The 11,434-nt window shown below is 66.3% G+C and carries 9 protein-coding genes; 5 read left to right on the forward strand and 4 right to left on the reverse strand.

The genetic code is table 11. The annotated features are described in order from the left end of the window. Positions 1-10: 10 nt before the first annotated feature. Positions 11-1,120 carry a macro domain-containing protein gene (locus ACOCMM_RS13155; protein ID WP_419553595.1) on the reverse strand — a complete coding sequence of 370 codons (1,110 nt, stop codon included), beginning with the start codon at positions 1,118-1,120 and terminating at the stop codon, positions 11-13. Positions 1,121-1,380: 260 nt separating this feature from the next. On the opposite strand from ACOCMM_RS13155, the gene ACOCMM_RS13160 reads away from it, so the two are divergent. Together ACOCMM_RS13160 and ACOCMM_RS13165 are read left to right on the forward strand one after the other, a co-directional pair. After that, on the forward strand, positions 1,381-1,980 hold the full coding sequence (locus ACOCMM_RS13160; protein WP_419553596.1) for an HhH-GPD-type base excision DNA repair protein: 600 nt from the start codon (positions 1,381-1,383) through the stop codon (positions 1,978-1,980). A 481-nt stretch (positions 1,981-2,461) separates the two neighbouring features. Continuing rightward, positions 2,462-4,057, forward strand: a complete 1,596-nt coding sequence (locus ACOCMM_RS13165; protein WP_419553597.1) for a YfbK domain-containing protein — start codon at positions 2,462-2,464, stop codon at positions 4,055-4,057. A gap of 213 nt (positions 4,058-4,270) precedes the next feature. Here ACOCMM_RS13165 and ACOCMM_RS13170 read toward each other — a convergent pair whose 3' ends face one another. Next, a complete protein-coding gene (locus ACOCMM_RS13170; protein ID WP_419553598.1) occupies positions 4,271-5,869 on the reverse strand; it encodes an AMP-binding protein in 1,599 nt (532 codons plus the stop codon). A gap of 75 nt (positions 5,870-5,944) precedes the next feature. Between ACOCMM_RS13170 and ACOCMM_RS13175 the strand changes: the two genes are divergently transcribed. Then, a complete protein-coding gene (locus ACOCMM_RS13175) occupies positions 5,945-6,850 on the forward strand; it encodes a PfkB family carbohydrate kinase (protein ID WP_419553599.1) in 906 nt (301 codons plus the stop codon). Between the two features lie 24 nt (positions 6,851-6,874). Here the strand turns inward: ACOCMM_RS13175 and ACOCMM_RS13180 are convergent, their stop codons facing one another. Further along, positions 6,875-7,684 (reverse strand): methyltransferase domain-containing protein, encoded by an 810-nt coding sequence (locus ACOCMM_RS13180; protein WP_419553600.1) that lies wholly within the window; start codon positions 7,682-7,684, stop codon positions 6,875-6,877. A gap of 65 nt (positions 7,685-7,749) precedes the next feature. On the opposite strand from ACOCMM_RS13180, the gene ACOCMM_RS13185 reads away from it, so the two are divergent. Together ACOCMM_RS13185 and ACOCMM_RS13190 are read left to right on the forward strand one after the other, a co-directional pair. Then, complete coding sequence (locus tag ACOCMM_RS13185) at positions 7,750-10,188, forward strand: xanthine dehydrogenase family protein molybdopterin-binding subunit (protein WP_419553601.1); 2,439 nt, start codon at positions 7,750-7,752, stop codon at positions 10,186-10,188. A 62-nt stretch (positions 10,189-10,250) separates the two neighbouring features. Continuing rightward, the gene (locus tag ACOCMM_RS13190; protein ID WP_419553602.1) at positions 10,251-11,138 is read left to right on the forward strand and encodes a 3-keto-5-aminohexanoate cleavage protein; all 888 of its coding nucleotides are present in this window, start codon (positions 10,251-10,253) and stop codon (positions 11,136-11,138) included. Between the two features lie 66 nt (positions 11,139-11,204). Here ACOCMM_RS13190 and ACOCMM_RS13195 read toward each other — a convergent pair whose 3' ends face one another. Further along, positions 11,205-11,399: a ferredoxin gene (locus ACOCMM_RS13195; RefSeq protein ID WP_419553603.1), complete on the reverse strand. Its 195-nt coding sequence runs from the start codon at positions 11,397-11,399 to the stop codon at positions 11,205-11,207. Positions 11,400-11,434: the final 35 nt, after the last annotated feature.

Raw genomic sequence — 11,434 nt, forward strand, 5'->3', positions numbered from 1 at the left:
CGGCTATGTCTCATTCGTTCTGTTGTGCCAAAGCTGCACGGTGGTCCTTGAGTGAAGGCACGCTGTAACAAACGATACGGGCGGTATCGACATGAGTCAGCGTGAACCCGAGTACTCCCACGGCGGTCCCTGCCGCAGCCCGCATGGGATATCCGTATCGGCCCGTGGCTACAGCGGGAGTAGCCACGACTGACGCCCCGACTTCATCGGCGCGAGCGAGTGACTCCCGGTAGCACGAGGCCAGCACATGCGCCTCGTTGTGAGCCCCTCCGCGCCAACGTGGCCCGACTGTGTGAATTATCCACGGCACCGCCATGTCGAAACCGGGAGTTGCAATCGCCTGGCCAGGCTCGCAACCTTCAAGCTCTTTCAGATACTCCCGCAGTCGGGGACCAGCTGCCCGGTGAATCGCCCGCGACGCTCCTCCGCTTCCAGACAATGCGGGACTGGTCGGGCAGATCACCGCATCGGCCCTCTCGTCAGCGATGTCCCCGAAGGTCACCTCTACCTTGGCCAGCTGCCATACCTCAGGGTCGGCCTCGGTCGGCTCCCGAGACGGCCGTGCGTCGGCAGTCCCGCTCGTCCACAGATCTGGCCACCTACCGGGCTGCTCAAGCAACCAGTTGTCGATGAGGAATTCGAGCATTTGGGACTCGGTCACATTGTCGTAGCGGGAATAACGCTCCGGGTCTCCTTCGACTGCGGCGCCAACGATCACCGCTCCGCCCTCACTTGGTTCGAACCTGGCCTCGTAGATGCCGTAGCCAGTCCAGCTGCGGTGGAACCGCAAACGATCCCCGTCCACGAGTGCGTGCCATTTCTCCTCCATCATCGAGGCCATGTAGCCGCAGGCGATACGAGCCAGTTCAGCGCTCGCCCACACACGGTCCGGCGGCGGAATTGGCATTGGCTTGCTGAGGGGCTGTAAGTCCCAGTTGTGGCGTTCGAAGTCGCTCGCTGTCAGCACTCTCGTAGGTCGATCGGCGTCGTCCGGCGCACCGTCGACTGCTGTTTTCCACATCTGAGCGATTGCGTATTCCTGCTGAAGTGACGAGAGTCCTCCGAACTGACTGGATTCCCGAGAAACGGTCGACTCGGGTTCTCTACCGTCGTCGTTCATTTCGTGGCCTCCTGCAGATGCGTTCCGCATCCAACGTAGGCGCATGGTGTGACAGCTTCGAGAGTCGCTCATCACACTGGCGGCGTGGCCTGATACGAGAACCAGTACCGACCACAACTCGTCAACGCAGCACAGAACCGGGACCCTGCTGCGATTGCCAACGACCTGGTCGCCGTGCATTCCTTGGACACGGTGACGGTGTCCTTGGCAATGTGCGCACGGCAAGAGCGACGGACGTTGTCGCGGTAGCGTGCGGCGCTATGGCGAGCGGCACCGGTTCGGAACAAGGAACGCTGGCGGTCACGGGTGATGTCGAGGCTGATCAGCTGGTGCTGGACGACCCGTTCTCGCTGCTGCTGGCGATGATGCTCGACCAGCAGATCCCCATGGAATGGGCCTTCAAAGGCCCCGCCCGGCTGGCCGAGCGTCTCGGTGATCGCTACTCGGTCGCGGCCATTGCCGCCATGGAACCTGACGAACTGGAAGCCGCTTTCAAGCAAAAGCCCGCGCTGCACCGCTTCCCGGGATCGATGGCCCGCCGCTGCGGCGATCTGGCTCGTCACATCGTCGAGCACCACGACGGCGATGCCCGTGCCGTCTGGGCCGACGTGCGCAGCGGCAAAGCGCTGTTCGACCGCTTGCGGGCCCTTCCCGGCTACGGAGATGAGAAGGCCAAGATTTTCGTGGCGATTCTGGCGAAGCGCTTCGGTGTGGCGCCCCGCGGGTGGAAGGCCGTGGCCGGCCCATTCGCAGACCGTCAGCCGCGTTCGGTCGCCGACATCGACGGTCCTGACGCCCTCGCCGAGGTCCGCGCCTGGAAGAAAAACAAGAAGGCCGCCGGCAAATCCAAACAGGACTGAGCCGCGCGGAGTTTCTCCCCGGAGTCGCCAGATTCCGTCACAACGCAAGAGACTCGCTCGGCGCGACTGCGCGCCCTCAAACGCTGTGTATTGATGCGCTTGTGTGTCAGCCGGCTGTCACAAATTGCGTTCCGGTGACAAGACCGTTGCTCATCTGAAATTGACGGAACGCAGTCCCCCACACCGGCGTCGGGTCACCAAGTCGCACTTCCAGCGGCAGTGCTGCAGGGCGAATGCGGCTGAAGGCATCCGACACAAGGGGGACAGAATGTTGAAGACCCGCACACCGAAACGCACTTGCCGCAGTGCCGGCAAAGCCGCTTGGCGGATTGCTGTCGCATTGGCAGCGCTGTGCTTGCTGGCGGCGGCCTGCACGGCTAGCGACGACGCAGGTGACGCAACCGCCGACGAAGCTCAGACTGATTCTGACTATCGCGCCACACCCGTGACGGCAAGTTCATCTAGCAGAGCGGATGAACAAATGGACGAGGCTGACGACGAGGAAGAGCAGTCTTCGCTCGGCGGTGCTGCTTCGGAAGACGTCATCGAGGCGGCTGTGGCCGGCGGGTCCGACGACACCTCGTCGAGTCAGTCCTCAAGCGGAGGCCGCACTCAGAACGAGTCCTCGCAGTCAGCCGAGCCGGAGCACGAGCCGTATCAGCCAACGCAACGGCGACGCGCCGAACCCGACACGTTCGTCGATTACGGCATCAACCCGTTTGTCGACACCGCCGACGACCCGTTCTCGACGTTTGCGCTCGACGTGGACACCGCCTCGTACACAATCGCCCGCAACTTCCTCGACGGCGGCCAGCTGCCGCCGTTCGAAGCAGTCCGGGTCGAGGAGTTCGTCAACTACTTCGACGGCGGCTACGACGACGAGATCGACGAGTTCACGATCAGCGTGGACGCCGCGCCATCGCCGTTCGCGGACAGCGGCGATCTGCTGCTGCGGGTGGGCGTTCAGGCACCGCACGTGGTGTCGGATGCCCTGCGACCCGACAGCATCATCCTGGTTCTGGACAGCTCGGGCTCGATGAACCAAGAGATCGGCACCAGCAACGACAGGACCCGGCGCATCGAGCTGGTCTACGACGCCGTCGACCTGCTGCTGGGAGGGCTGGAGCCCGAGACCCGGGTGGGTGTTGTGGCCTATGCGAACCATGCCCGCATCGTCGCCCGACCCGGCGCAGTCGGCAGGAGCTACGACGACCTGATCCGCCGCATCCAGCGAGACGTGCGCCCCAACGGCAGCACCAACGTTGCGGCCGGACTCTCGACCGGCTATCGGATGGCAGACAGCGAAGCCGCCGCGGGGCGAAACGTGCTGGTGCTGCTGTTCTCCGACGGTGTCGCCAATGTCGGCGCGACCGAGACCGACCGGATCCTCCGGCAACTGGGCGAGCGCTCCGACATCGGCCTGTCCACGATCGGCGTCGGCCTCGGCCCGTTCAACGACGAGCTGATGGAGCAGCTGGCGAACCGTGCCGATGGTTCGTATCACTACATCGACGACCACGACGAAGCGTGGCGCCTGCTCGGCGGGGACGTGACGTCGTTCGTCTCGACTGCCGCACGCGACGCCAAGGTCCAGGTGATCTTCAACCCCGACACGGTGGTCGCCTACCGGCTGCTGGGCTTCGAGAACCGCGACGTGGCCGATCGAGACTTCCGCAACGACGCTGTTGACGCCGGCGAGGTCGCCATCTCTCAGAGCGCCACGGCGCTGTATGAGCTGACGCTGGTCGATCCCGAGAGCAGGAGCCGGCGCAGCAATGAGACACTCGTCAAAGTCACACTGCGATACGAACGCCCCGCCAGCGAAGCGATCACAGAAGTGTCCGAGACGATCAGGACAAACGACGCACACCGCAGCTTCGACGACACTGACCGGCATTTCAGGCTGGCCGCCGTGGCTGCCGAGTTCGCAGAGGTCCTGCGCCAGAGCTGGTTCACCGACGACCCGTCCATACGCACCCTGCGCAGGGAAGCAGAATCCCTGACCCGCGACTTTCGAGGCGACGCCGACGTGGCAGAACTGGCCCGCCTCATCACCGCAGCCCAGCGCCTGCAATAGCAAGCGGCCAAACCGTCGCTACGGCGACGAACCGTCCCGCACGACGGCACGAGTTGCGGACGGCGGCACGAGTTGCGGACGGCGGCACGAGTTGCGGACGGCGGAGAAGAACTCTGCGAGGTTGGGACCAGCTGGATCCCCGGAGCAGAGGGCTTCTCCGCCGTCCGCAACGGGCGCGAGATACTGCTGCGCCAGGCCCGGGCTGCTGTCGAGCTAGGTGCCGAGGCGCTCGGCAGCTTCTTCCCGCAGCTCGTTCTTGAGCACCTTGTTCGATGGGTTCAGCGGCAGCGCCTCGACGTTCCAGAAGTAGCGGGGCACCCTGTAGTTGGCCATCTGCGCACGACACCACGCACGCAGCGCATCTGCTTCTGGCACACCGGCGGGTGACGGCACCACGAACGCCGCTCCGACCTCGCCAAGGCGTTCGTCGGGCACGCCGACAACCGCCACCTGGCCGATCTGCGGATGCTCGGCCATCACTTTCTCGATCTCGGCGGGATACACGTTGAAGCCGCCACTGATGAACATGTCCTTCTTGCGGTCGGTGACGTCGATATAGCCCTGCTCGTTCATCACGCAGATGTCGCCGGTGTGCAGCCAGCCGTCTTCGTCGATCGCTTCGGCGGTGGCGACGGGATCATCGAGATAGCCCTGCATGACGTTGTACCCGCGCACCAGGATCTCTCCCGGCTGCCCGATGGGCAGATCCCGACCCTCGTCGTCGATGATCCGCAGCTCGACGCCGTCAAGCGCCCGGCCGCTGGTGGTGGCCACCAATTCGGGCGGATCGTCCGAAGCGCAGATCGCCGCCAGTCCATGGGTCTCGGTCATGCCGTAGCCCGTCAGCACGGTCTCGAAGCCGAGCCGCTCACGCATCGCCACCACCGTCTCCACGGGGATGGCTGCGGCGCCGGTGAGCGACGAACGCAGGCTGGAAGTGTCGTACTCGTCGAGACCCGCGAAGTTGATGAGCGACTGGAGGATGGCGGGCGGCCCCGGCAGGATCGTGATCCGCTCGTCCTGGACGCGCTGCAGCACCGATTCGACGTCGAAGACGGGATGGGGGTGGATGGTGGCGCCGCGCATGATGCACGGCGTGATCCCCGCCGAGAAGCCGAACGCGTGGAAAAACGGGTTCACCACCAGCATCCGGTCGCCTTGGCGCATGCCGAGCTCGGCCGCGTACTGGGCGAAGTTCCGCAGCACCGGTGCCTGATGCACCAGCACGCCCTTGGGCAGGCCGGTGGTGCCGGAGGTGAACATCACCAATCCGAGGTCCTCGCCCGAGGCCGCCGCGCATCGGCATGCCACCTCGTCTGCGGCCTCTGCCGTGGCTCGTGACGCAAATTCCGCGTACGAGATCGTGCCCGTCGGTGCGTCACCGCGCAGCACGACAACGTCTGCCAGCGACGGGACCGTGTGACCCCCGTCGGCCGCCTCGTGGAGATCCTTCACGTAGTCGTAGCCGAGGAATCCGGCCACGGTGAACAGCACCTTGATCTTGGACTTGCTCAGCACGAAGGCGGCTTCGCGTCCCTTGAAGCGGGTGTTCACGGGCACGAGCACACCGCCGGCGCGCAGCGTCCCCATCGAAGCGATCACCCATTCCCAGGCGTTCGGCGCCCAGATGCCCACCGTGTCGCCGGGCTCGAGAGCCGATGCCACCAGCGCTGCTGCGCATTCGTCGGACAGCCGCTTGATGTCTGCGAAGCTCAGCGACATGTCGCCGTCCCGTACTGCTTCGGACTCGCCGAACAGTTCCGCTGCCCGGTCGACGAGATCGGGATAGTTGTCGGGAATGGCGTCAGGCATGGCGGACAGTCTCGCGGCTAGCCCGCGCCTCTTCATTGCTGGCGCAAACGGGACTGCTGCGATGGAGGCTGCTCAGTGATCGTGTGCTGCGGCGAAGCGCTCGTCGATGTCCTCGACGGAGATGACGCCCGTTCCGTGCCGGGCGGGGGGCCCATGAACGCAGCGATAGCGGCAGCTCGTCTGGGGGCGCCGAGTGCGTTCGTGGGCCGGGTGTCCACCGATGCATCGGGCGAGCACATCTGGAATCACCTGAAGAGCAACGGCGTCGACCTGCGTGGCTGCGAGCGCGGCCCCGAACCGACGGCGAGGGCGATCATCAGCCTTGCAGCGGGCCCGTCATTCCGTTTCGAAGGCGAGAACACTGCCGACACGGCGCTCGAAGCTGCGGACTTGGCTGTGCTGGGTGCTGGTCCGCACATCCTGCACGGAGGCACGCTGGGCATGTTCCGAGGCCGCACCGCTGAGGTGCTTGCCTCGCTCGCCGAGCGTCACGACGGCCTCGTCTCGCTCGATCCCAATGTCCGGCCCGCCATCATCGGTGACCGGGGCCGCTGGGATCACTTTCACCAACGGTGGCTGAGCGTCACTGATCTCTACCGCTCCTCGGACGAGGACTTGGAGTGGATCTGGCCCAGGCGTGCAGCTGACGATTGCGCCGCAGAGTTGCTCGCTGGGCGAGTCGCAACGGTGATCGTGACCCGCGGCCGCCACGGCGTCACCGTGTACACGGCTGAAGGCAAGCTCGACATGTCGGCCCCGCCCGTTGAAGTTGTCGACACGGTCGGCGCCGGCGACTCATTCGTGGGCTCGGTGCTGGTCTCTCTCTGGAACCTGCTCAGGGCCGACCGGACCGCGTTCGCCTCTCTTGAATTGCGGAAATGGCAAGCCATAGCGGAACGTGCCGCCGCAGCTGCCGCCATCACGTGCACCCGCCCGGGTGCCGACCCGCCCTACGCGCAGGAACTGGACCCCGACGCCTGATTCGGGGAGCAGATGGCGTCGCAATCAGCTGACCTGAGCCAGCACCTCGCAGTGAATGAAGTGGAAGTAGCCGTCGGGATCGTCCGCCCACGTTCGCCAGCCGGCGGCGATCTGTTCCATCTCGTCGGACGTCGCATAGCCGTATTCGACGGCCTGGCGGGCAAAGCTCGTGCGCAGGCAGCGATCGGCCCACGAATAGCCCCAGTTCTGGCGAGTCTCGGGGGTCCAGAACTGCCACACCGATGCCGACATCTGCACGTTCGCCAAGCCTGCGGCACGGAACCACGAGAACAGGTGACGGCCTGCGTCGGGCTCAGCCCCGTTATGGCGGCAAACTTTCCGGTACACCTCCCGCCAGCGTGTGATCTCGGTGCTGGACGGGTAGCCCCGCATCGTGGAGTAGTCGGAGTCGCGCACTGCCACCCAGCCGCCGGGGCGCACCACCCGAGCCATCTCCGACAGCGCGGCGACGGGGTCCGACAGGTGCTGCATCACCTGATGCGCATAGGCCACGTCGAACGTGCCATCGGCATACGGCAGCTCGTACACCGACGCTTCGGTCAGCGTCACATTGCCGATGCCGGCGTCGGTGACCGATTCGGCAGCAGTAGCCAGAATCTCCTCGCCTACCTCGACGCCGGTGACGTGACCATGCGCTGCCCAGCGGGCAAGACCGACGGTGATCGAGGCCGGACCGCAGCCCACGTCCAGAACCTGCGAGTCTGCATGGATGACGTGGCGTGCGAACGCCGCGCAGTCCTCCGCGGTCCTCCGTGCATGCTGGGCCACGACAGTGGGCTGGTGGCCGTGGGTGTACACGTCGCCGCTGGTCACCGCGGCAGCGTAACGAGCTAGAGATCCCGGCCGGGCTTGCGAGGTCGTGGCTAGCCTCGCCGCCCATGGCTGGATCGATCCTGGGCAACGAAGTTCGACGAACCGAAGACCCTGAGCTGCTCACGGTCGGCGGGCGCTACGTCTATGACCACACGGCCAACGGCATGTGCCATGCGGTATTCGTCCGCTCCCCCGTCGCACACGCGCACATCGGCGACATCGATGCAAGCGAGTCTGAAACCGCCCCAGGGGTCGTTGCAGTGTTTACCGAAGCGGAGCTGGGCGTTGCCCCCCACCACGGCTTCGTGAAGGTTGCCGACGAGTTCGCCCGCCCCCCGCTGGCGACCGGCAAGGTGCGCTTCGTGGGCGAAGCGGTGGCCGTCGTCGTGGCCGAGTCCCTCGCCGAAGCCACCGATGCCGCCGAGCTCGTTGCGGTCGACTACGAGCCGCTGCCCGCAGCCGCAGACGCCGAGGCTGCGCTTGCTCCCGGCGCTCCGGCGCTCTTCGACGAGCGGCCGAACAACGTCGCCACCGAGATCACCGACCCGCCTGGCATCGATCCGCTCGACGGGGCATCCCACGTTGTCCGGGGCCGCTACGTGAACCAGAAACTGGCCGCGGTTCCGTTGGAGCCGAACTCGTGCGCCGCCGTGCCGGGCGATGACGGTCGCATGACCGTGTACTGCGCGACTCAGATGCCTCACCTCACCAAGATGCAGCTTGCCGGCGCGCTCGGATGGGAGCCGCAGCGGCTGCGCGTCATCGCCCCCCATGTCGGCGGCGGCTTCGGCGCCAAGGCCGGCCTCTACCACGAGCACACGGTGGTGGCAGCGCTGGCGGATCGGCTGGGCCGCCCGGTCACCTGGACGCCGGGACGCAGCGAAGACATGACCACGCTGGCGCACAGCCGTGCTCAGGTGCAGTACGCCGAGTTGGGCGTGCGGGACGACGGCACATTCACCGGGCTACGGGTCCGGCTGGTGGGCGACACCGGCGCTTACCCGAACATCGGCACGATGCTGCCAGCGGGCACCAGGCGGATGTCCAACGGCACCTACGCATTTCCGGCCATCCGCTTCGATGTCGCGACGGCAGTGACGAATACGACCCCGACCGGCGCGTACCGGGGCGCCGGACGGCCCGAAGCGGCCGCCCTGCTCGAGCGGCTCGTCGATCAGGCCGCCATCGAGACCGGCATCGATCCCATCGAGATCCGCCTGCGGAACTTCATCTCGCCCGACGCCTTCCCGTTCGACACGCTCACCGGCGTCACCTACGACAGCGGCAACTACGCCTTGCCGTTGCGACGAGCCGTCGAGCTAGCCGGCTACGACGAGTTGCGGGCCGAGCAGGCACGGCGTCGTGAGCGCGGCGACGTGCGCCAGCTCGGCGTCGGCATCGCCAGCTTCGTGGAGATCACTGCCGGTGGGCTGACCAGCGAATTCGCTGCAGTGCGCATCGAGCCCGATGGCGGGGCCACGATCCGCGTCGGCACCAGCGCCCACGGCCAGGGTCATCAAACGACGTTCGCCCAGATCGTCTCCGCCCGTACCGGCATCGATCTTGAGCGCATCGGGTTCGTCCAGTCCGACACCGACTTGGTGCCCCGCGGCGGCGGCACCGGCGGATCGCGTTCGGTTCAGGTCGGCGGTTCGGCGGTGTCCAACGCCACCGATGTGCTCGTCGAACGGGCGCAGCGACTGGCAGCACATCTGCTCGAGGCCAGCGTCGACGACGTCGTGCTCGACAGCGAGGAGGGCACCTTCAGCGTGGCGGGCGTCCCGGCACGCTCCGTGGACTGGTCAGCGCTCGCCGTTGCGGTGGACAGCGCACCCGACGGCCTGCTGGGCGAACCCACCGCGGCCGAGACCACGGCGGCCGAACGGGGCGAGCCCGTCGACCCGGGGCTCGCCGCACAGCTCGACTTCGACCAGGGCGAAGCCAGCTTCCCCTTCGGGGCTCACATAGCCGTCGTGGAGGTGGACACCGATACCGGCGAGGTCCACTACCTGCGCCACATTGCCGTCGACGACGCGGGCACCGTCATCAATCCGCTGCTGTTTGCGGGCCAGCAGCACGGCGGCATCGCCCAGGGCGCTGCGCAGACGCTGTACGAGGAAGTCATCTACGACACCGATGGGAACCCCCAGACAGGCACCCTCATGACGTACCTGTTCCCGTCCGCTGCGGAGTATCCGAGCTTCGAAGTCCACAACACGGTGACGCCCTCGCCGCTCAACCCGCTGGGCGCCAAGGGCATCGGCGAGGCCAGCACCATCGGCTCCACACCGGCGCTGCAGAACGCCGTCATCGACGCAGTGGCGCACTTCGGGGTGCGACACATCGACATGCCGATGAGCCCCCAGCGCGTGTGGGACGCGATTGCCGCGGCCAGGGCGGGCAACCCGGCAGATCCGTGGCGGGAGCCTCCAGCGATCTTCGCAGCGATGGCCGCCGGCCAAGAGGTCGATCCCGAAGGGCTCGCAGCGGCCGAAGGGATCTGAACCCTGTGCGACAATCTGCGGAATAACGAAGCTGCGACGCGCTCGCAGAAAGGCTGCTGTTCATGCCTGACGTCTTCATTACGTGCGCCGTCACTGGCGCCGCCGACACCGTCGACAAATCCGACAAGGTGCCGTACAAACCCGCCGATATAGCCCAGAACGTCATCGATGCCGCCCGGGCGGGTGCGGCAATCTGCCACATCCACGTGCGAGATCCCATCACGGGCGCCGCCGGGCGCGACGTGGACTGCTACCGCGAAGTCGTGGAGCGTGTGCGTGCATCGAGCACCGACGTCGTGCTGAACCTCACGGCGGGCATGGGCGGCGACTTCGTAATCGGCTCAGTGGAGCAGCCGCTGCCTCCCGATCCGATGCGATCCGACATGGCTGGCGCCACCGAGCGGCTGGCTCACGTGCGCGAGCTGCTGCCGGAGATCTGCACGCTGGACTGCGGAACGATGAACTTCGGCGAGGGCAACTACGTGGCCACCAACACCCACGACACGCTCATGGAGATGGCCCGCCAGATCCAGGCGCTGGGCGTGCGGCCCGAGATCGAGGCCTTTGACACAGGTCAGCTCTGGGAGGCCAGGTCGCTCGTTGAGGCTGGGGTCATCGAGGCCCCGGTCATGGTGCAGCTGTGCATGGGCATTCGGTGGGGCGCCCCGCCGGACCTGAACACGTTCATGGCGATGGTCAACAACGTGCCGGATGACTGGACCTTCTCGGCGTTTGCGTTGGGACGCGACCAGCTGCCATACGTTGCGCTTGCGGCCGTTGCCGGGGGCAACGCGCGTGTCGGCCTCGAAGACAACCTGTACCTCGACCGCGGCCGGCTCGCCACGAACGCCGACCTGACCGCGCGGGCGAAGCAGATCCTCGAAGCGATGAACTACCGGGTGATCGGTCCCGAAGAGGTCCGCGACAATCTCGAGCTGAAGCGCCACTGACCGACGCCGGCCTGGCTGCGCTGGCCCAGCGGTCGGCGTCGAGCCGCCAGCGGCGATCCGAGGGCGCTATTCCTCAATGATGACGGCGTACTCAGGGCAATTCGCAGCGGCCAGCCGGGCCTTGTCCTCGAGGCCTGCAGGTACTTCGCCATCACCAGCTGCGGTGGCATAGCCGTAGTCGTCCACGTCGAACAGCTCCGGTGCCAGCGAGTAGCAGCGGTTGTGGCCCTGACACTTGTCGGCATCCACGCTGATCCGCACGAGCAATCCTCCCTGCGAGCCTCTGAGGCTGGCTG

This window comes from Candidatus Poriferisodalis sp., assembly GCF_965198245.1.
Classification (GTDB): Bacteria; Actinomycetota; Acidimicrobiia; order Acidimicrobiales; family Poriferisodalaceae; genus Poriferisodalis.

Bases quoted from the DNA above. Each gene is read 5' to 3' on its own strand.
- ACOCMM_RS13155 (WP_419553595.1), bottom strand. From the start codon at position 1,120: ATGAACGACGACGGTAGAGAACCCGAGTCGACCGTTTCTCGGGAATCC.
- ACOCMM_RS13160 (WP_419553596.1), top strand. From the start codon at position 1,381: ATGGCGAGCGGCACCGGTTCGGAACAAGGAACGCTGGCGGTCACGGGT.
- ACOCMM_RS13165 (WP_419553597.1), top strand. From the start codon at position 2,462: ATGGACGAGGCTGACGACGAGGAAGAGCAGTCTTCGCTCGGCGGTGCT.
- ACOCMM_RS13170 (WP_419553598.1), bottom strand. From the start codon at position 5,869: ATGCCTGACGCCATTCCCGACAACTATCCCGATCTCGTCGACCGGGCA.
- ACOCMM_RS13185 (WP_419553601.1), top strand. From the start codon at position 7,750: ATGGCTGGATCGATCCTGGGCAACGAAGTTCGACGAACCGAAGACCCT.
- ACOCMM_RS13190 (WP_419553602.1), top strand. From the start codon at position 10,251: ATGCCTGACGTCTTCATTACGTGCGCCGTCACTGGCGCCGCCGACACC.